Origin of the sequence: uncultured Sphingomonas sp., assembly GCF_946477935.1 — a bacterium.
Taxonomy (GTDB): Bacteria; Pseudomonadota; Alphaproteobacteria; order Sphingomonadales; family Sphingomonadaceae; genus Sphingomonas.
On record NZ_CAMLAC010000005.1, the window covers coordinates 27,109 to 46,835 of the forward strand.

Here is a 19,727-nt window from a genome sequence, read left to right on the forward strand (position 1 = left end):
GCTCAGCGGCGACCGCGCCAGCCACGGCCACGATCGGCGCGATTTTCCCGCCGCAGCTCGCGGCGTTCGCGGCGCACGTCGCTGCGGAACTCGCGGCGCGCGTCACGGCGACCGTCGCGGAACTGATCGCGCGTGATCACCCCGTCGCGATAGGCCTGGCGGTTCTGACGCAGATCGCCGCGATAATCGCGCCGCTCGCGGCGGACGTCGCGGCCGAAATCGGCCCAGTTGTCGCGGATCGCATCGTTGCGATACCCGCGCCGCTGCCCCTGCCAGTAATTGCGCTGGCGATCGTTCCAGCGAAACGGCCGGCGGTCGCGGTCATAAACGTAGATGCCGGTACCCGGATAATAGAAGTCGTTGTACCAGCCATAATAGGACGGCGCATAGCCGCCGCCGAAACCGCCGCCATAGGGATAGGCGTCATAATAGCCCCGGCCATAGCCCAGCGACGTGCCGCCATAGCCATAGCCGTCGGCGCAGCCCGACAATGCCGCCACGAACCCCATGGCCAGACCGGCCAAGCCCAGACGCTTCAACACCATCGAACCTCTCCCGAACACGAGGATGCGGCCAGGATACGCGCCGCCTATGGCGATGCAACTCGGCGCACTTCGATGTTGTTCCGGATCGACATGCTCAACCGCGTGCCATCGCGACCAGCGCATCGATCACGCTGCTCCCGGCCAGCGGGCCGAACAGCAGCATCAGCAGGTTGAAGCCAATGACCCAGGTCAGCACCTTCTCCTCACGCCGGCTGATGCGGCGCGGCGGCGGTGACGGGCGCCAGGGCGGCGGTGGCGGCTGATCGCGGAAATCGACGAACATCGGGCAACTCCCGGCAGGCCGATCTCCGCCCGCCAGCAGGTCAACGCCCCGCTGCCCCGCTCAGTGCCAAAAGGGGGTCAGTGCCCCGGAAACGCGAGCAAGGACGCCACCGCGACGCCGTCGGCCCGCAACGCGTCGGCCCCGCCCAGATCGGGCAGGTCGACCAGAAACTGCGCCTGCACCAGCTCGGCCCCCGCCTTCGCCAGCAACCGAACCGCCGCCCGTGCCGTGCCCCCGGTCGCGATCAGGTCATCGACCAGCAGCACGCGCGCGCCCGGCGCACAGGCATCGGCATGGATCGCGATCCGATCCTGCCCATATTCCAGCGCATAATCCTCCGCGATCGTCGCGCCCGGCAACTTGCCGTCCTTGCGGATCAGCAGCACCCCGGCCCGCAAGGGCGCCGCCAGCGCCGCGGCGAACAGGAACCCGCGCGCCTCGATCCCGGCGACCAGATCGATCGGCCCGGGCACCGCCGCTGCCATGCGATCGATCGCGGTGGCGAAACCGCCGGCATCGAGCAGCAGCGTGGTGATGTCGCGAAACTGGATGCCGGGCTTCGGAAAGTCCGGGATGGTGCGGATCAGCGCCTTCAGATCGTCATTCTCGGCCATTCAGCGCCCGTGGCAAAGCCGGCGGGCCGTGTCGAGAAGGAATGTGCCGAGGCTATCGTGCGATAGCCGCCATGCGATCGAGACGGGCGGGGCAGATACGGCCCCGCCCAGCGCCTCAATGCTTCACGTCGCGCCAGACATTCTGATACGCACCCCAGGCGAGGACGCAGAAGATCGCGATGAAGATCATCGCCGCAAAGCCCGCCGCATGGCGCTTTTCCAGATTCGGCTCGGCGGTCCAGGTCAGGAAGGCGGCGACGTCCTTGGCCATCTGGTCACGGGTGGCGGCGGTGCCGTCGCTATACTGAACCTGCCCATCGCTGGTGATCGGCGGCGGCATCGCGATGTTCAGATTGGCGAAATACGGGTTGTAGTGCAGCCCCTCGGGCGTCTTCACGTCCGGGAACTCGCGCAGCAGCGCCGCCGGCTGCGGCCGATAGGCGTCGGGACCGACCAGCGAGTAGATATAGTTTCCACCGTCATGCCGCGCCTTGGCCATCAGCGACAGGTCGGGCGGCAGCGCATTGTTGTTCGCGGCGCGCGCGGCGACTTCGTTGGCGAAGGGCGACGGGAAGCGATCGGACGGGATGTTCTTGCGTGTCGTCGCCTCGCCCGTCTCCGGATTGATCGTCGGCTGCTCGATCACCCACTGGTTGGCGATCGCCTTCACTTCGGGATCAGTATAGCCCAGCGCCGCCAGATCGCGGAACGCGACCAGGCGCAGCGAGTGGCAGGCGGCGCACACTTCCTTGTAGACCTGGAAGCCGCGCTGCAATTGCCGCCGGTCGAACGTCCCGAAGATGCCGTCGGAGGACAGATGCGCCTCGCGCGGATGCAGGTGGAACTCCTCCTCCGCGGTCGGGGCGGGCGGCTCCGAGATCAGGCCGGAGACGGTGCCCCACAGTGCGATGGCGAGCACCAGCGTGAAAGCGGCGCCGACGAAGAATGCGATCGTACGAACCATGATGTTTATCGGTCCCCTCTTCGGTTCGTATCTTTACGCGAGCGCGGTCTTGGCCGGGCTCGTGCCGCCATGCTTGGCCAGCACCGCCTCGGTGATCGAGTTGGGCAGCGGGCGCGGACGCTCCGACCGTGCGATGAACGGCAGGATCACCAGGAAGTGCAGGAAATAATAGCCTGCGGTGATCTGGCTGAGGATGATGAAGAACGGCGTCGCCGGCGAACCCCCGCACCAGCCGAGCAGCAGCACGTCGACCACCAGGATCCAGAAGGCGATCCGCGCCTTGGGCCGGAAGTTGTTCGAGCGCACCGGCGACGAGTCGAGCCAGGGCAGGAAGAACAGCAGCAGGATCGACCCGAACATCGCCAGCACGCCCCACAGCTTGGCCGGCAGGATGAAGTCGGCGGTAAAGGCGCGCAGGATCGCGTAGAAGGGCCAGAAATACCATTCGGGCACGATATGCGCCGGCGTCGAAAGCGGGTTGGCCGGGATGTAGTTGTCCGGATGGCCCAGATAGTTCGGAAAGAAGAACAGCAGGAAGGCGAACAGCGCCAGGAAGATGCCCAGCCCGAACCCATCCTTGGCGGTGTAATAGGGATGGAAGGGCACGGTGTCCTGCTCGCCTTTCACGTCCACCCCGGTCGGATTGTTCGAACCCGGGATATGCAGCGCCCAGATGTGCAGGATGATCACGCCCGCGATCACGAAGGGCAGCAGATAGTGGAGCGAGAAGAAGCGGTTGAGCGCGGCGTTATCCGGCGCATAGCCGCCCAGCAGCCAGATGCGGACGGTATCGCCGACCACCGGGATCGCCGAGAAGAAGCCGGTGATCACCTGCGCGCCCCAGAAGCTCATCTGCCCCCAGGGGAGCACATAGCCCATGAAGGCGGTCGCCATCATCAGCAGGAAGATGGTGACGCCCAGCAGCCATACCATCTCGCGCGGCGCCTTGTACGATCCGTAATACAGCCCGCGGAAGATGTGGATATAGACGACGATGAAGAACATCGACGCGCCGTTGGCGTGCGCATAGCGTAGGAACCAGCCGGCATTCACGTCGCGCATGATGCTCTCGACCGAATCGAACGCGACCGCGCCATTGGCGGCATAGTGCATCGCCAGCACGACGCCGGTGATGATCTGGATCGCCAGTGCCGCACCTGCGAGCACGCCGAAGTTCCAGAAATAATTCAGGTTGCGCGGCACCGGATAGCCCGCGCCGACCGCATTGTAGACGAGCCGCGGCACCGGCAGCTTCTCGTCCAGCCAGCGCATCAGCGGCTGCTTCGGCTCGTAATGCTTCGCCCAGGGAAAGCTCATCTGCCGCTCCTCAGCCGACCGTCACGACGGTGTCGGACGTGAATGCATATTCCGGCACCACCAGGTTGGTCGGTGCCGGGCCTTTGCGGATCCGCGCCGCGGTGTCGTAGGCCGATCCATGGCACGGGCAGAAATAGCCGCCGAACGGCCCCTTGTTCTCGCCCTCGCCCGCGCCCAGCGGCACGCAGCCCAGATGGGTGCAGACGCCCAGCGTGATCAGCCAGTTCTTCTTGCCCTCCTTGGTCCGCTCGGCAAGCGTCTGGGGATCGCGCAGCTCGGCCAGCGGCACCGCTTCCGCCGCGGCGATTTCGGTCGGCGTCAGGTTGCGCACGAACAGCGGCTGCTTGCGGAAACTGGTCTTGATCGCCTGGCCGGGCGCGATCTTGGACAGGTCGATCTCGGTGGTCGACGCGGCCAGCACGTCGGCGGACGGGTTCATCTGGTTGATCAGCGGCAACACGATCGCGACCGCACCGACGCCAGCCCAGGATACCGCGGCGATGTTGATGAAATCGCGGCGACGGGGATCGTGGACCTCTTCGTGAAACGGCTCCGGCGCTTCGCCCGGTGGTATTACGTTGTCCGCTACCGCCATTCCCGATCCCTCAACCCGTTTGCATCTCGTTCGTCCGGCGGCCTCTCGCCACCGTCGACACCCCTCCGTCCCCGCGGGAGGCACACAAGTGTTAGCCGCGCCGGCCCCGTTTTGCCAACTGCCAATTTCCCGTACGCGCTTTCCGCCACGAAATCCGTTAGGAACCTGGCCATGCGGATCGCCCTTTTCGAACCTGATATCGCCGGCAATGTCGGCACCATGCTGCGCACCGCCGCCTGTTTCGGCGTCGGCGTCGACCTGATCGAGCCGATGGGCTTCGCCTATTCGGATCGTGCGCTCGCGCGTGCCGGGATGGACTATGCCCGCGCCGCACAGGTGGTGCGCCATGCCGACTGGGATGCCTTTCGGGCAGCGACGCCGGCCCGGATCGTGCTCGCCACCACCACGGGCGCCGTGCCGCTGCCCGAAATGCGCTTCACCGCCGACGACGTCATCCTGCTCGGATCCGAAAGCGCGGGCGTGCCGCCCGATGTCCATGCCGCGGTGGATGCCCGCGTCCGCATCCCGATGCGCCCCGGCTTTCGCTCGCTCAACGTCGCCGCCTCCGCCGCGATCCTGCTTGCCGAGGCGCTGCGGCAGACGCTTTGGACGCAGCCCGGGTGGGACAGGATGACCGATTGACCGCCGCCGCGCCGCCGCCGATGACCGCGACAATGACGACCCGCCCCCTGGACCTGCCCCTCGACGCCGAGCAGGACGCCGCCCGTATCTGGTTCGAATCCTTGCGCGATCGCATCTGTGCCGCGTTCGAGGCGATCGAACGCGAAGCCGGCTCCGATGCCGCCTTCGATTATATCGCCTGGGACCGGCAGGATCCGAGCGGCGAGCCCGGCGGCGGCGGGGTGCGGGGCGTGATGAAGGGCCGCGTGTTCGAGAAGGTCGGGGTCAACGTCTCGACGGTCGGCGGCACGTTCGAGGGCGAGTTCGGCAAGACCATCCACGGCGCGGGCGAGGATCCGCGCTTCGTCGCCACCGGCATCAGCCTGGTTGCGCACATGGCCAACCCGCATGTGCCCGCGGTGCACATGAACACGCGGTTCCTGACCACCACCAAACGCTGGTTCGGCGGGGGCGCCGACCTCAATCCGCCGCTGCCGGTGGCCGCGGACACGCAGGATTTCCACACTACGCTGAAGGCTGCGTGCGACGCGCATGATCCGGCGCATTATCCGCGCTTCAAGGCATGGGCGGACGACTATTTCTACATCCCCCACCGCAAGGTTCACCGCGGCGTCGGCGGCATCTTCTACGATCATCTGGAGGGCGATTTCGGCGCCAGCTTCGCCTTCACCCGCGCGGTCGGCGAGGCGTTTCTGGATGTCTATCCGCGCATCGTCCGCCGCCGCATGCACGACGCCTTCGGCCCCGAGGATCTTGCCGAGCAGCGTCGCTGGCGCGGGCGCTATGCGGAGTTCAACCTCGTCTATGATCGCGGCACGCTGTTCGGGTTGAAGACCGGCGGCAATATCGATGCGATCCTGATGAGCCTGCCCCCGGTCGCCGAATGGGACTGACGCCGGTTGCGGGCGACCAGCTCGCCACGATCGTCACCACGCTGGAGATGCGCGCGCGGCCCCGCCCGCGCCCCCTGCCCGAATCGCCGCTGCGCCTGGTGGCGTGGAACCGGCCCGATCCCGCCAAGTACCGCGCCCTGTTCGCGCGTATCGGCGCGCCTTGGCTATGGTTCTCGCGCCTGGCGATGGACGATGCGGCGCTGACCGCGATCATCCACGATCCGGGCATCGCCGTTTTCGCCGCCACGGATGCGCGCGGGGTCGAGGTCGGCTTTCTGGAGCTGGACCACCGCCATGCCGGCGCGTGCGAGATCGGCTATTTCGGCCTGATCCCGGAACTGGCGGGCGCCGGCCATGGCCGCTGGCTGATGGCCCATGCGCTGATGCGCGCCTGGACGGCCGGGGTGGCACGGGTGTGGGTCCATACCTGCACGCTCGACCATCCCAGCGCGCTCAACTTCTACCGCGCGCAGGGCTTTACCGCGATCAGCCGCACGATCGAGACCTTTCCCGATCCGCGCGTGCTGGGGCTGCTGCCCATGGACGCCGCGCCTCAGATCCCCCTGCTCGCCAACCGGCGATAGGCGACAACCGCGATCAGCGCCTGCGCCACTGCGGTCGCCGCGACCACCGCCGCCGCGCACGCCTCCACCACCGCCACGCCGATCGGATTGCCGCTCTCCTGTCCGCTCAGCCAATCGCCCAGCCACAGGAAGGGCTGTCCCGCCAGGAACCCGCCCAGATACGTCACCGCCGCCAGCCCCATCAGCGCCAATCCAGCGCCCCGGCTGAGCCTGAAGCTGCGCCGAAGCGCGCCGGTGGCCGACATCCGCCCTTCCGCGACCAACGCCGGCCCGGTGACGAGCAGGCGCCCGGCGACATACAGCCCCGGCACGATCCACAGCAGCATGCCCGCGCCCGTCGGCAGCGAGACCAGCACCATCGCCAGCAGGAAGCGCGGCCACAACCGCGCCGCACGGGTCAACGCCTGCCCCAGCGTCCCCCCCGGCACCAGATACAGCACCAGCATCGCCCCGGTTCCCAGAAAGCCGATCGCATAGGCCAGCAGATACCAGCCGCCATGCGCCGCCCCCCAGACGCTCAGCGCCTCCATCCACGCATCGGTACGCGCCTCGCCCACCTCCGCCCCGCGTTCGGGCATGGGTGGTTCGGGCACCAGCAGCGCCAGCGCCAGCGCCGGCAGGAAATGAAACACGCCCGCGATACGCAGCAACAGATCCCGGTCCCGCCGGAACAAAGCCCACGCATCGCGCAACACGGCGACGGGATCGATGGTCATCAGTATGCCGGAGGCACGTCCTTCTGCAAATCCACGTTTGCGGGTGCTGTAGCGCCTGCTGTGGCCACGTACAGCCGGGCCGCGAACACATAGGCGACGGTCAGCAACACGGCGTTGACCGCTGCGCCCGCGATTCCCGCCAGCGCCACCGCGACGCCGCTGGATCCCAGCAGCAACCGGGCGACCACGCCTACCACGCCCTGCGCCGCCAGCAACACCACTAGAAAGACGATGCCGAACAATATCATGACGCCGATCAGCTTCAGCGTCAGCCCTTGCGTCAAGCGGATCGAGCGGCGGATCGCGCCCAGCCCCAGCCGCTCATTCAGAACCACTGCATAAACCAGCATCAGCCGGGCACTCGCCCAGATCGCCAGAATAAACAGGGCCAGGCTGTACAACACAACGAACGCCGCCGTGCTGCCGGACAGGGCGGGCATGCGCGCCGCATTGCCCTGCGTTGCGGCCGCGGCGGCGAAGTCGAAACCTGCGGCGACCAGCGACCCGATGATGGGAAGAAACAGCACCAGCGCGATCACCGCGATGATCAGGGCGATACCCAGCACGGGCAGCAGGCGTGCCCAGCCTTGCCGGATGGCATCGGCCCGCGTCGTTGCGGGATGCGTCGCCACCGCCATTACCGCCATCTGCCCCCAGATCATCATCACCGCTGCGGCCAATGCGATCAGCGCGGTGAGCCCGATATGCAGCACATTGTTTTCGTTCACCGCCAGCCCCGCCACGGACTGCACCACGGAGGGCAGGAAGAAGCCCAGCGCCGCGATCGGCATTAGCACGCCGGTGCGTCCGCCCAGAACCTGCGTGCTACTGTCCCAAACCGCACCGATCTTTACCGTCATGCCGCCCCCCGTTCTGGCCTTTGCCGTAGCGCCTACGCTAGCGCACGTCGGCGGCTTTGACCATCAACGTCGCACGGGTGCGCTCACGCGCGGCAAGGCCGCTTGCATGTCGCCGCCGGCGCGCGCACAGACGCGGGCGTGACCGACATTACCGATATCGAATGGCGGGTAAGTGGCGGCCTGATCCCCTACCCGCAGGGCCTGGCCGAAATGGAGGCGCGTGCTGCGGCGGTGCATGACGGCACTGCGCGCGAGCTCGTGTGGCTGCTCGAACACCCGCCCGTCTATACCGCCGGGACCAGCGCCGATCCGGCCGAGTTGGTCGATCCGCGCTTTCCTGTCTTCGACACGGGGCGTGGCGGCCGCTACACCTATCACGGCCCCGGCCAGCGTACCGGCTATCTGGTGCTTGACCTCAACCGGCGCGGGCGTGACGTGCGTGCCTTTGTTCATGCGCTGGAGGACTGGCTGATCGCCGCACTGCGCGAATTGGGCGTCGATGCTTACAGCGTTTGCGGCCGTGTCGGCATCTGGACCCGCGATGGGGGAACGGAGGCCAAGATCGGCGCGATCGGGGTTCGGGTAAAGCGCTGGGTGACGCTGCACGGCTTTGCGGTAAATATATCGCCTGATCTCAATCATTTCGGAGGGATCGTGCCATGCGGTCTGCCCGATTATCCGGTGACCAGCCTGGCCGCGCTTGGCCGTGAAGGCACGATGGAAACCTTTGATCGCGCACTTGCGTTGACATTCCCGGCCTTCCTTGAAACTCTCGCTTTGGCCCGACAAAAGCAGGCTTGAGGGCCAGTCGGTATCCGGGTAATGTCCACCGAGATTTGGGTATTAAGGCCATCAAGCCGTTCCAAATCCTCTATCTAGGGAGCTTCCAATGCGTGCAATCATCTCCAAGGTCCTGACCGGCTCGCTCATCGCCGGTGCAGCGCTGGCCGTTTCCGCTTGCGGCGGCTCGAACGAAGCCACGACCGAGAACACCATGGTCACCGACATGAACGCGACCGAGGGCATGGACACCATGACCGACAACATGACTGCCGTCGACGGCACCATGAACGGTGGCATGATGGCCAACGACACCATGGGCAACGACATGATGATGTCGAACGACACCATGATGATGTCGAACACCACCACCAACGCGATGTAATCATCGCCACGGGCCTTCGGGCCTTGGTGAAAAAAGGGCCGTCCGGGCGACCGGGCGGCCCTTTTGCCGTCTGGTCCACCGCGCCAGATCGCGCCGGGATCGCCCCCGGATCGACATTGTCCTTGCGCAACGATCGGCCTTTCCCGCCGCTCCCCGCGACCCCCTTCGAAATCGCCCGGTATTCCGCCGATTTCTATTGGGTCAGCCTGTAAAAAGCGGTATATTTTGCAACGCTGAGGAGCACTCCGGGGGAAGGATCGGAACAGGATGATTGTGTTGCGTACCGCGCTTGCGCTCGGCGCGGCGTCGATGGGTTTGGCGATGGCGGCGCCGGCATCGGCGCAGTTCTTTTTGCAGTCGCGTGATTTTACGGGCGCGCCGGTGCAGGGGGACGAGCCTGGGATCATCGGCCAGCCGCTTCCCGGCGCCACGCCCGTCGAGCTTCGCGCCGGCCTGACCTGGACGATGCGCGCCGCGCTCAACGTGGCGGCCCTGCAGTGCCAGTTCGAACCGACGCTGGCATCGGTCGCGAACTACAACGCATTGCTGGGCGACCATTCGGAGGAGTTGAAGAACACCTTCACCACGCTCGAAAAATACTTCCGCCGCAATGCCAAGACGGTGAAGGAAGGGCAGATGGCGCTCGATCAGTTCGGCACGCGCACCTATTCCAGCTTCGCCACCGTGTCCGCGCAATATGGCTTCTGCCAGACCGCGGCCTCGATCGCGCGCGAGGCGGTGTTCGCGCCGCGCGGTGCGCTGGGGGATATCGCATCGCGTCGCATGCGCGAGTTGCGCAACAGCCTGACGCCCTGGGGCGAGCAGCGCTTCTCGCGCTATATCGGTCGCGATTACACCACGATGCCGCGTCTGGATCCGATCTGCTGGAACAAGAAGGCGGAATGGGTCACCAAGAAATGCGGCCTGCAGAACTGGCCGCCGGCCGGCGGCACCGGCCTCGCCGCCCGGAAATAAGGGTTCTCAAAGGCCGGGGGCGTCGCTCCCGGCCTTTTTCATCAACGCAGACCGAGCAGCTTGTGCGTCTGCAAGGACAGCCGCCAGCGAGGCCGCGCCAGCACCATGTCGACGCAGGTTTCGCGATTGGCATCGGCGCGCGGATCGTCCAGCGGTTGCAGCAGGTGGTGGGTAAACGCCCAATCCTCCAGCGCCGCCGGATCCAGCCCCGCCTGCGGCCAGACCAGCTTCAGCTCGTCGCCGGTGCGCTGCACCACCACGCTGCCCGCCTTGGGGCTGATGCACACCCAGTCGATGCCCGGATGCGCCGCGATCGTGCCGTTCGATTCGATCGCGATGGTGAAGCCCGCCCCGTGCAGCGCCTCGACCAGCGCATCGTCGATCTGGAGCATCGGCTCGCCCCCGGTCAGCACGACGAAGCGGTCGGCAGCACCTTCACCCCAGAAGCCGGTGACCGCCGCCACCAGCGCGTCCGCGTCCGTGAACTTGCCACCGCCCAGGCCATCGGTGCCGACGAAATCGGTGTCGCAGAAGCGGCAGACCGCGGTCGCGCGATCCTGCTCGCGCCCCGACCACAAGTTGCATCCGGCAAAGCGCACGAAGACCGCGCGTCGGCCCGCATGCACCCCCTCCCCCTGCAAGGTCAGGAACATCTCCTTGACGGCATAGCTCATCGGCTCAGCCCTGCGGGTCCACTGCATAGGCGGTGGGGTCGGCGATGCCGGCATCCGCGAAGCCCTTGGAGCGCAGGCGGCAACTGTCGCACGCGCCGCAATGCAGGTCGCCGGGCGCCGGATCGTAGCACGACCAGCTCATCCCCAGATCCAGCCCCAGCCGCGTGCCTTCGCGCACGATATCGGCCTTGGTCATGTGCTGCAGCGGCGCCTGGATCCTGAACGGCTCCCCCTCCACCCCGGCCTTGGTGGCAAGCTCGGCCAGCCGCTCGAACCCGGCGATGAACTCGGGCCGGCAGTCGGGATAGCCCGAGTAATCGAGTGCGTTGACGCCGATGAACAGGTCGCGCGCGCCCGCCGCCTCCGCCCAGCCCAGCGCAAGGCTCAGGAAGATCGTATTGCGCGCCGGCACATAGGTGACGGGAATGCCGGGCTGCACGCCGTCCTTGGGCACCGCGATATCGGCGGTCAGCGCCGATCCGCCGAACGCGGACAGGTCCAGCGGCAGCACGATATGCCGCTCGGCACCCAGCGCGCGCGCGATACGCGCGGCCGCCGCCAGTTCGACCTGATGGCGCTGGTTATAGTCCACCGACAGTGCCAGCAGGCGGTATCCCGCCGCCCTGGCCAGGCTTGCGGAAATCATCGAATCCAGCCCGCCCGATACGAGCGCGACCGCAAGGGGTGCAGTTGATGTCATGATCCGCCCGCCGCTACGCCTGTCGGGGCGCGCTTGCAACGAAAAGAAGGGCCGCACCAATCCGGCGCGGCCCCAGAGAACCAGGTTCCACGGGAACCCGATCAGGGAGAAAGCGTGCTGAAAAATTCAGGCACGCCAGTGCGTTAGCATGGCATTGGTGAAGACGAAGTTAATGTACGGTTACGCACATACCCGCCGCCGGGTCAGGCGGGTTCCTCCACCGGCACCGGGAACTTCGTCGCACAGAAGGCGCAGTCGACCTGGATCATCCCGTCCGCATCCGCCATTTCCCGCCGCTCCTCGACCGAGAAACGCGCGATCACGCCCGCGATATACTCGGCCGTGCACCGGCACCCCCGCACGATCGGGGTCGAAGCCAGGACGCGCACGTCCTTCTCCTCGTTGAACAGGCGCCAGATCAGCGTTTCCAGCGGCACGCCCGCATCCGTCAGTTCGTCCGCACCGATCGTCGTGCCCAGCGCGGCCACATGGTCCCATTCGGGGTGATCCAGCCGGACGTGCAGCCGCTCGCGCCCCACCTCGCCTTCGGGCAGATGCTGGAGGAACAGGCCGCCCGCCACCGTCCGCCCGGCCGCATCCTTGGACACGCCGATCCGCACCAGGCTGGGGATCTGTTCGGACTGGACGAAATACGCCTCCGCCGCATCGGCCAGTCGCGCCCCGTCCAGCGGCACGATGCCCTGATAGCGCTCGCCCGTCGTCGCCAGGTCGAAGGTGATCGCCAGATATCCCTGCCCGAACAGCGCGAACAGAGTCGGCTCGGACGGCAGCTCGGCCAGCCGCTCCGCATCATACTGGATATAGCCGCGCAACTCGCCGCCGCGATAATCGCAGACCAGCAACTGCACCACGCCAGTGTCGCTGCGCGTCTGGATGGTCAACTGCCCGTCCGCATCCTTCAGCGTCGCACCGATCAGCGCGGTCAGCGTCAGCGCCTCGGTCAGCAACGCCTCGATCGCGGGCGGATAGGCATGCGCGGACAGGATCGTGTCCAGCGCCGGCCCCAGCCGCACGACGCGGCCACGCGCATGACGCTCCGGAATGGTGAAGCCCAGCGTGCGGTCGAAATCGGGAAGGGTCGTGTCGTGCATCGTTCTGTCCTTGGCGCCGCGTCGATCCCCCGCCCGGTCGCAACCGGCACGGTGGAAACGCGCGCATGGGGGGAGTGTCCGGCCCTAGATGGGACGCGCCCCCCGCCCCCGCAAGTTCAGCCGATCTGCCCCATGCACCAGCGCAGCACCGCCTTTTGCGCGTGCAGCCGGTTCTCCGCCTCCGCCCAGATCAGAGATTGCGGCCCGTCGATCACGTCCACGGTGACTTCCTCGCCGCGATGCGCGGGCAGGCAGTGGAGGAACTTCGCATCCGGCCTGGCGAATGCCATCAGGTCCGGCGTCACCTGATAGGGCGCCAGTGCCGCCAGCTTGGCCTCGGCATGCGCCTGCCCCATCGATATCCAGGTGTCGGTGACGACGATGTCCGCGCCCTCGACCGCCTCGCGAGGGTCGAGCACCACGCGCGCGCGCCCCGACGCGGCGGTGATCGCGGCCTCGTGCGGCGCGTATTCGGGCGGACAGGCCGCCACCACGTCGAAGCCGAGCAGCCCACCCGCCTCCACGATCGAGGCGAGCACGTTGTTGCCGTCGCCCAGCCACGCGACCTTCATGCCGGCCAGCGTCTTGCCGGCCTCCTGAATGGTCAGCAGGTCCGCCATGATCTGGCAGGGGTGCGACGCATCGGTCAGCCCGTTGATCACCGGCACGGTCGCATAATGCGCCATCTCCTCGACCTTGGCATGGTCGTCGGTGCGGATCATGATCGCATCGGTATAGCCCGACAGGATGCGCGCCGTGTCTGCGATCGATTCGCCGCGGCCGAGCTGCATCGTGCCCGCATCCATCACGATCGAGCTACCGCCCAACTGGCGGATCGCCATATCGAAGCTGACACGGGTGCGGGTCGAGTTCTTTTCGAACACCATTGCCAGCACATGGCCGGCCAGCGGCGCGTCGGCATCGGCACGCCCCTTGGTAAATCCGGCGCGTGCGGCCTTGCGCGCCGCCGCATCGGCCAGCATGGCAAGAACGCCATCGGTCCCCGCATCGGCGAGGTTCAGGAAGTGACGGAGGGTCATCGGATCAACTCCTTTTCGCCCCGGTCTGCGCCGGGGCGAAACAATCATCATCAATCGTCGGCGACGGGCACATAGACCCGTGCGGCGTCGGACAGCTTGGTGGAGAACTCGGCGATATGGCTTTCGTCGATCACCAGCGGCGGCAGGATGCGCACCACATTCTCGCCGGCCGACACCAGCAACAGGTTATGCTCGTCGCGGCAATGCGCGACGAAGCGGCGGCTGTCGCTTTTCATCTTCAGGCCCAGCATCAGCCCGTGGCCGCGCACTTCCTCGAACAGATGGTCGTGGTTCGGAATCATCTGCTCCAGCGTGGCGCGCAGCCGCTGCCCCATCGCCTCGACCTGCTCCAGGAAGCCCGGCTCCTGCAACACGTCCAGCACCGCCTCGCCCGCCGCCATGGCCAGCGGATTGCCGCCATAGGTGGACCCATGCGTCCCGGCGACCATGCCCTTGGCCGCTTCCTCGGTGGCCAGGCACGCGCCCAGCGGGAAGCCCCCGCCGATACCCTTGGCCACCGCCATGATATCCGGCGTCACGCCGTACAGTTCGTGCGCAAAGAACTTGCCGGTGCGACCATATCCGCATTGCACCTCGTCCAGCACCAGCAACAGGCCGTGCTTGTCACACGCCTCGCGCAGGCCGCGGAGGAATTCGGGGCTGGCCGGGCGCAGGCCGCCCTCGCCCTGGATCGGCTCCACCAGGAAGCCCGCGGTGTTGTCGTCGATCAGCGCCAGCGCGGCATCCAGATCGTCGAACGGCGCATAGGCGAAGCCCGGCAGCAGCGGCTCGAACCCGTCGCGCATCTTGGCCTGATTGGTGGCGGAAATCGCCCCCAGCGTCCGGCCATGGAACGCATTGTTGAACGTGATCAGCGTGTGCCGCTCGGGATTGCCGTTGGCATAATGATAGCGGCGCGCGGTCTTGATCGCGCACTCCACCGCTTCCGCGCCCGAATTGGTGAAGAACACCGTATCGGCAAAGGTCGCATCCACCAGCCGCTGCGCCAGATGCTCGCCCTGCGGACTACCATACAGATTCGACACGTGCATCAGCGTCGCCGCCTGGTCGGCGATCGCCTTTACCAGCTTGGGGTGGCCGTGCCCCAACGCGTTGACCGCGATGCCGCTGGCGAAATCGAGGAACTGCTGCCCGTCCTCGCCATACAGATACACGCCCTCTCCTCGGACCGGACGCACCCCGCACCGTGGGTAGACGGGCATCAGGGCGGTGATGGTCACGGGCGTGCTCCTTCAAACAGCAAGGGCGGCCCGTGGTGGGCCGCCCGGAGCGGTGTGTTAGCGGAGATGGGATGGGGGAATCAACACCGCTACGAGCCGGCGGGCGTCTTGGCGGACGCCTGCTGCTGTGGCAGACTGATATCGATTACCTCTACGCGGCGTTGCGACGAACGGACGGGAATGCGGCTGCGCAGGGAGTCGCGGCTCCGGCCGAACGACACGAAGTCCGCCACGAAGCTGTACCGTTCCACCCGCGCCAGCCCGCCCGCCGGGATCGAGGACGGAGCATAGCGCCGGTCGCGCAGGCCGCGTGTGGCGATCTCCACCCAGCGCTCATCCACCTGCTCGGCGCTGCGCAGCGTCTCCACATCGGTCACCCGGCCATCGGGCGCGATGTTGAACGCGACATCGGCCCAGAGCGGCGTGTCGTTCGCCACGGTGCCGAACACAGCGTCCTGCATGTCGATGGGCGGGGCGTAGATCAGCAGCGGCCCCTTTGCGTTGGGATCGGGCTCGATCTGTTGCATCGCCGTCCGCACCGCCGCCTCGCGTTCCCGCTTGGGTGCCAGTTGCGCGCGCAGCACGCGCACGCCGTTGCGATACGGCAGGAAAGCGGGTTCCGGCCGCGCCAGGATCGCATCCGCGGCGCGCCGTGCGGCCGGTTCGAAGCTTTTGATCATATCTCCGACCGCGGCCAGCAGAACGGCGGAGCGGAGCATCGCCTGCCCCTCGATATCGGGCAAGCCGGCGTTCTTCGCACCCTTCGCCACCCAGGCATAATGGTCCAGCGCACCGATCAGTCGCCCTTCGCGCGCAAATACCTCGCCGACGCGCAGCCGTTCCATGAAGATGCGAGAATCGTTTTCCGGCAAGCCCTTCTTCAGCGCATCGACCGCGTCGATCGTCCCGATGCGCGCCGGATCCGGCAGGCCGTTGACGTTGGACAGCAGCGCCGTCGCGCGGTGCAGGTCCGCCACGTCGGTAGGGAATTGCGCCGCATGGCGCGCGTTGCGCCTGCGGGCCTTCAGCAGCGTCGCGCGGCTGCGCAGATAATCGCCCGCGATGAACTGGATTTCCGCCAGGGCCAGCGATCGCTGGATCTCCTCGGGCGGCGGGCATTTTCGGGCGATGCAGGCGGCCAGCTCGTCGCGCAGCGTGGACAGCCGCTCTCCCGTCACGACGATGCTGGGCGGCGGGTCCGGCAGCGATTGCGGGAAGGACGAAGGCGGTGGGACGACGGAGGCCTGTGCGGCCCAGAACAGCGCGAGCATCATCATGACGTGGCCCCTCCCGTGGCCATCGGCCCATTGTCTGGCGACCGACGCCGGATGGGCAGGCGCATCAGGCCATGAAGGACACGGCCAATCAACCCCCTATCGCGCTGTTTTCAGGACTTCTTCCATTCCTCTCCAGTAGCTCTCGCATAACGGCAAGGCCGCGCATCGAGAGAAAGGTTCCCTCCCCTCCCCGTTCGTCTCGAGTAGCAGCGAAGCTGCGTAGCGAGACGCTGTATCGAGAGACAGGTCGGCGCGCGGAACCATGCCCCACGCCCTCCCCTCAGGGCGCCGAAGCAATCCCCTTCGCCGCATCCAGCCGCGCCTGAAGCAGATCGCGGCAATCGCGATTATACCGCTCCGCCTTGGCCGCGAAGAAGCCCGCCGATCCGACCGCATAGGCGGACACCGCCACCGTAACCCACGGCACCGCGCGTCCGGCGACGCCCGCCGCCTTGGCGCCCTTGGCCACCCGCGCCGCGCCCGGCAGGCCCTTGGTCACCAGATGGCGGCCGGTCTTCATCAGCGTGCCGGCGCGTCTCGCATCGGCGACGATCTCCACCCCCTTCATCACGCCGGCGGATTTGCGCGCCATGTCCGCCAGCTTGCCCGCCCCTTCGTGCAGGTCGATCCCCGCCGTCGGGCGCAGCCGGGCGCGATCCTCGTCGGACAGGCCGTAAGCATCGGCGATCTGCCCGATCAGCGCCTCCAGGCTTTCGCGGCCGACGGTGAACGCCTTGATCCCGGCCGATCCCGTCTTCTTGGCGATCAGCCAGCGATTGGCCTTGTAGATGCGGTCCAGATCATCCTGCGTCATGCGTCGATCACCTCTTCGTCCAGCCGCGCCGCATTTTCCTGGATGAAGGCGAAACGGTGGGCGGGGTTGTTGCCCATCAAACGATCGACCAGATCCTTTACCCCCGCCCGCTCCTCATATTCCTGCGGCAGGGTGATGCGGATCATGCTGCGCTTGGCCGGGTCCATCGTGGTTTCGCGAAGCTGCTGCGGGTTCATCTCGCCCAGCCCCTTGAAGCGGGCGACCTCCACCTTCTTGCCGCGAAACGCGGTCCGCTCCAGTTGCGCGCGGTGGGCATCGTCGCGCGCGTAGAGCGACTTGGTGCCCGCGGTCAGGCGGTAGAGCGGGGGCTGCGCCAGATACAGGTGCCCGCGCCGCACCAGATCGGGCATTTCCTGGAAGAAGAAGGTCATCAGCAGCGTCGCGATATGCGCGCCGTCCACGTCCGCGTCGGTCATGATGACCACCCGGTCGTAGCGGAGCTGCGTCGGGTCGCAATCCTTGCGCGTGCCGCATCCCAGCGCCTGGATCAGATCGGCGATCTCCTGATTCTGCAGGATCTTGGCGCTGGTGGCCGATGCGACGTTCAGGATCTTGCCGCGGATCGGCAGGATCGCCTGACTCTTGCGGTCGCGCGCCTGCTTGGCGGAACCGCCCGCCGAGTCGCCCTCGACGATGAACAGTTCGGTGCCCTCCGGACTGTCCGCCGAACAGTCGGTCAGCTTGCCGGGCAGACGCAGCTTGCGCGCGCTGGTCGCCGTCTTGCGCTTCACCTCCCGCTCCTGCTTGCGGCGCAGGCGCTCGTCCATCTTCTCCAGCACATAGCCGAGCAGCGCCTTGCCCCGCTCCATGTTGTTGCTCAGATAATGGTCGAAGTGATCGCGCACCGCCTTTTCGACCAGCCCGGCCGCCTCCGCGCTGGTCAGCCGGTCCTTGGTCTGGCTCTGGAACTGCGGGTCGCGGATGAACACCGACAGCATCACCTCGGAGCCGACCATCACGTCATCCGCGGTCAGCTCCTTGGCCTTTTTCTGACCCACCAGGTCGCCGAACGCGCGCAGGCCGCGGACCAGCGCCTGACGCAACCCTTGTTCGTGGGTGCCGCCATCGGGCGTCGGGATGGTGTTGCAATACCAGCTATAGCTGCCGTCGCTCCACAGCGGCCAAGCCACCGCCCATTCGACGCGCCCCGCCTCGCCGGGAAAATCCTGATTGCCGCTGAAGAAATCCGCGGTCGCGCATTCGCGCCCTCCCACCTGCTCCTTCAGATGGTCGGCCAGACCGCCGGGAAACTGGAACACCGCGTCCGCCGGCGTATCGTCGCCGATCAGCTCGGGCGCGCAATGCCAGCGTATTTCGACCCCGGCGAACAGATACGCCTTGGACCGGACCAGCTTGTGCAGCCGCGCCGGCTTGAAGTGCAATTCGGGTCCGAAAATCTCGGTATCGGGCGTGAAGGCGACGCTGGTGCCGCGCCGGTTGGGCGCCGCACCGACATTCTCCAGCGGCCCCAGCGTCACCCCGCGCGAAAAGCGCTGGCGATACAGTTGCCGCTCCCGCGCCACCTCCACCACCGTGTCCGACGACAGCGCGTTCACCACCGACACGCCCACCCCGTGCAGGCCGCCCGAGGTGGCGTATGCCTTGCCGGTGAACTTGCCGCCGGAATGCAGCGTCGACAGGATCACCTCCAGCGCCGACTTGTCCGGAAACTTGGGATGCGGGTCGACGGGGATGCCGCGGCCATTGTCGACGATGGTCAGCCGGTTGCCCGGCTCCAGCCGCACGTCGATCCGTGTCGCATGGCCGGCCACCGCCTCGTCCATCGCATTGTCCAGCACCTCGGCCGCCAGGTGATGCAACGCCCGCTCATCCGTCCCGCCGATATACATACCCGGCCGCCGCCGCACCGGCTCCAGCCCCTCCAGCACCTCGATCGACGAGGCATCATAGGCGGGGGCCGGGCGGGCCGAACCCGCAAAGAGATCATCGGACATAACAAGAACTATAGGGTGTGATCCGCCTCAGTACCAGCGCCGCCCTCGCCCATTCGGGGTGTGGCATAGCTGCAACAGATTAATTTGAATTAGGTAGGTTCCGGATAAAAGCCAGCAAAAGGAACGTTCTGCCGCCCGAGTATGACCAACTTGGGAGACACCATGCGTATTGCCTTGACTGCGGCCACCGCCGCCCTGACGCTGGCTGCGGCACCTGCCTTCGCACAGGACAGCTACAACCAGGGCGCGGAAACGACGGCCGATGCTCCCTTCTCGGGTGTCTATGTCGGCGGCAGCTTCGGTTATGACGTACAGCCCAACGATCAGGGCTCGCGCCTGCTGTTCGATCGCAACCTCGACGGCCGCTTTGGTGATACCGTGACGCTCCCCACCGGCGCGAATGCCTTCTCGCCCGGCTTCTGCAAGGGCGCGGCGCGCAGCACGCTGTCGCCGCAGAACGCCGCCACCGGTTGCCGCAACGACAAGAACGGCATCGCCTATTATGCCCGCGTCGGGGCCGACCATCAGGTCGGCAACATCGTGTACGGCGTCGTCGGCGAATTCGGCAAGGCCGAGATCAACGACAGCGTCAGCGGCTTCTCCACCACGCCCGCCAACTATGTCATGACCCGCGAACTGGATTGGGAAGCCTCGATCCGCGGCCGCGTCGGCTATGCGGTCGACACGACGCTGTTCTACGGCACCTTCGGCCCGGGCTATGCCCGTATCGATCGCAGCTT

Annotated in this window: 23 protein-coding genes; 7 read left to right on the forward strand and 16 right to left on the reverse strand. The window is 66.8% G+C overall.

Annotation, left to right across the window (positions count from 1 at the left end; genetic code table 11):
- Positions 1-2: 2 nt before the first annotated feature.
- The 6 genes from Q0U08_RS01380 to petA form a co-directional block, all read right to left on the reverse strand.
- Positions 3-545: a hypothetical protein gene (locus Q0U08_RS01380; protein WP_298089285.1), complete on the reverse strand. Its 543-nt coding sequence runs from the start codon at positions 543-545 to the stop codon at positions 3-5.
- A gap of 94 nt (positions 546-639) precedes the next feature.
- On the reverse strand, positions 640-828 hold the full coding sequence (locus Q0U08_RS01385; RefSeq protein ID WP_298089286.1) for a hypothetical protein: 189 nt from the start codon (positions 826-828) through the stop codon (positions 640-642).
- A gap of 77 nt (positions 829-905) precedes the next feature.
- Positions 906-1,442, reverse strand: a complete 537-nt coding sequence (locus tag Q0U08_RS01390) for an adenine phosphoribosyltransferase (protein WP_298089287.1) — start codon at positions 1,440-1,442, stop codon at positions 906-908.
- 115 nt (positions 1,443-1,557) lie between these two features.
- On the reverse strand, positions 1,558-2,406 hold the full coding sequence (locus Q0U08_RS01395; protein ID WP_298089289.1) for a cytochrome c1: 849 nt from the start codon (positions 2,404-2,406) through the stop codon (positions 1,558-1,560).
- Between the two features lie 33 nt (positions 2,407-2,439).
- Positions 2,440-3,723 carry a cytochrome b/b6 gene (locus Q0U08_RS01400; protein ID WP_298089290.1) on the reverse strand — a complete coding sequence of 428 codons (1,284 nt, stop codon included), beginning with the start codon at positions 3,721-3,723 and terminating at the stop codon, positions 2,440-2,442.
- Between the two features lie 10 nt (positions 3,724-3,733).
- Positions 3,734-4,318, reverse strand: a complete 585-nt coding sequence (gene petA / locus Q0U08_RS01405; protein ID WP_298089291.1) for a ubiquinol-cytochrome c reductase iron-sulfur subunit — start codon at positions 4,316-4,318, stop codon at positions 3,734-3,736.
- A gap of 171 nt (positions 4,319-4,489) precedes the next feature.
- Between petA and Q0U08_RS01410 the strand changes: the two genes are divergently transcribed.
- Genes Q0U08_RS01410 through Q0U08_RS01420 form a run of 3 tightly spaced genes read left to right on the forward strand, consistent with a single transcriptional unit; the run spans position 4,490 to position 6,437 of the window.
- The gene (locus tag Q0U08_RS01410) at positions 4,490-4,960 is read left to right on the forward strand and encodes a tRNA (cytidine(34)-2'-O)-methyltransferase (RefSeq protein WP_298089292.1); all 471 of its coding nucleotides are present in this window, start codon (positions 4,490-4,492) and stop codon (positions 4,958-4,960) included.
- Positions 4,961-4,992: 32 nt separating this feature from the next.
- The gene (gene hemF, locus Q0U08_RS01415) at positions 4,993-5,853 is read left to right on the forward strand and encodes an oxygen-dependent coproporphyrinogen oxidase (RefSeq protein ID WP_298089293.1); all 861 of its coding nucleotides are present in this window, start codon (positions 4,993-4,995) and stop codon (positions 5,851-5,853) included.
- A complete protein-coding gene (locus Q0U08_RS01420) occupies positions 5,844-6,437 on the forward strand; it encodes an N-acetyltransferase (RefSeq protein ID WP_298089294.1) in 594 nt (197 codons plus the stop codon). Before hemF ends, Q0U08_RS01420 begins: the two co-directional genes overlap by 10 nt.
- Here Q0U08_RS01420 and Q0U08_RS01425 read toward each other — a convergent pair.
- Together Q0U08_RS01425 and Q0U08_RS01430 are read right to left on the reverse strand one after the other, a co-directional pair.
- A complete protein-coding gene (locus tag Q0U08_RS01425) occupies positions 6,407-7,153 on the reverse strand; it encodes a hypothetical protein (protein ID WP_298089295.1) in 747 nt (248 codons plus the stop codon). The genes Q0U08_RS01420 and Q0U08_RS01425 overlap by 31 nt on opposite strands.
- Positions 7,153-8,013 carry a hypothetical protein gene (locus Q0U08_RS01430; RefSeq protein ID WP_298089296.1) on the reverse strand — a complete coding sequence of 287 codons (861 nt, stop codon included), beginning with the start codon at positions 8,011-8,013 and terminating at the stop codon, positions 7,153-7,155. The genes Q0U08_RS01425 and Q0U08_RS01430 overlap by 1 nt, the downstream gene beginning before the upstream one ends.
- Positions 8,014-8,151: 138 nt before the next feature.
- On the opposite strand from Q0U08_RS01430, the gene lipB reads away from it, so the two are divergent.
- From lipB to Q0U08_RS01445, 3 genes are all read left to right on the forward strand, one after another.
- Positions 8,152-8,814 carry a lipoyl(octanoyl) transferase LipB gene (gene lipB / locus Q0U08_RS01435; protein ID WP_298089298.1) on the forward strand — a complete coding sequence of 221 codons (663 nt, stop codon included), beginning with the start codon at positions 8,152-8,154 and terminating at the stop codon, positions 8,812-8,814.
- 88 nt (positions 8,815-8,902) lie between these two features.
- Positions 8,903-9,178 carry a hypothetical protein gene (locus Q0U08_RS01440; RefSeq protein ID WP_112382128.1) on the forward strand — a complete coding sequence of 92 codons (276 nt, stop codon included), beginning with the start codon at positions 8,903-8,905 and terminating at the stop codon, positions 9,176-9,178.
- Between the two features lie 267 nt (positions 9,179-9,445).
- Complete coding sequence (locus Q0U08_RS01445) at positions 9,446-10,153, forward strand: hypothetical protein (RefSeq protein ID WP_298089299.1); 708 nt, start codon at positions 9,446-9,448, stop codon at positions 10,151-10,153.
- Between the two features lie 41 nt (positions 10,154-10,194).
- On the opposite strand, the gene queE is transcribed toward Q0U08_RS01445, so the two are convergent.
- The 8 genes from queE to parE form a co-directional block, all read right to left on the reverse strand.
- Positions 10,195-10,827, reverse strand: a complete 633-nt coding sequence (queE, locus tag Q0U08_RS01450; RefSeq protein ID WP_298089301.1) for a 7-carboxy-7-deazaguanine synthase — start codon at positions 10,825-10,827, stop codon at positions 10,195-10,197.
- Positions 10,828-10,831: 4 nt separating this feature from the next.
- The gene (gene queC / locus Q0U08_RS01455; protein ID WP_298089302.1) at positions 10,832-11,527 is read right to left on the reverse strand and encodes a 7-cyano-7-deazaguanine synthase QueC; all 696 of its coding nucleotides are present in this window, start codon (positions 11,525-11,527) and stop codon (positions 10,832-10,834) included.
- Between the two features lie 203 nt (positions 11,528-11,730).
- Positions 11,731-12,639, reverse strand: a complete 909-nt coding sequence (locus tag Q0U08_RS01460; protein WP_298089303.1) for an Hsp33 family molecular chaperone HslO — start codon at positions 12,637-12,639, stop codon at positions 11,731-11,733.
- A gap of 116 nt (positions 12,640-12,755) precedes the next feature.
- Complete coding sequence (gene argF, locus Q0U08_RS01465; RefSeq protein ID WP_298089304.1) at positions 12,756-13,679, reverse strand: ornithine carbamoyltransferase; 924 nt, start codon at positions 13,677-13,679, stop codon at positions 12,756-12,758.
- A gap of 50 nt (positions 13,680-13,729) precedes the next feature.
- Complete coding sequence (locus Q0U08_RS01470; RefSeq protein WP_298089305.1) at positions 13,730-14,920, reverse strand: aspartate aminotransferase family protein; 1,191 nt, start codon at positions 14,918-14,920, stop codon at positions 13,730-13,732.
- An 89-nt stretch (positions 14,921-15,009) separates the two neighbouring features.
- Positions 15,010-16,197: a hypothetical protein gene (locus Q0U08_RS01475; protein WP_298089306.1), complete on the reverse strand. Its 1,188-nt coding sequence runs from the start codon at positions 16,195-16,197 to the stop codon at positions 15,010-15,012.
- Between the two features lie 280 nt (positions 16,198-16,477).
- Positions 16,478-17,011: a hypothetical protein gene (locus Q0U08_RS01480; RefSeq protein ID WP_298089307.1), complete on the reverse strand. Its 534-nt coding sequence runs from the start codon at positions 17,009-17,011 to the stop codon at positions 16,478-16,480.
- Positions 17,008-18,987, reverse strand: coding sequence for a DNA topoisomerase IV subunit B (gene parE / locus Q0U08_RS01485; RefSeq protein ID WP_298089308.1), 1,980 nt, complete (start codon positions 18,985-18,987; stop codon positions 17,008-17,010). The genes Q0U08_RS01480 and parE overlap by 4 nt, the downstream gene beginning before the upstream one ends.
- Before the next feature lie 162 nt (positions 18,988-19,149).
- Here parE and Q0U08_RS01490 point away from each other — a divergent pair.
- A partial coding sequence (locus Q0U08_RS01490; RefSeq protein WP_367271089.1) for an outer membrane protein occupies positions 19,150-19,727 on the forward strand: 578 nt, incomplete at its 3' end.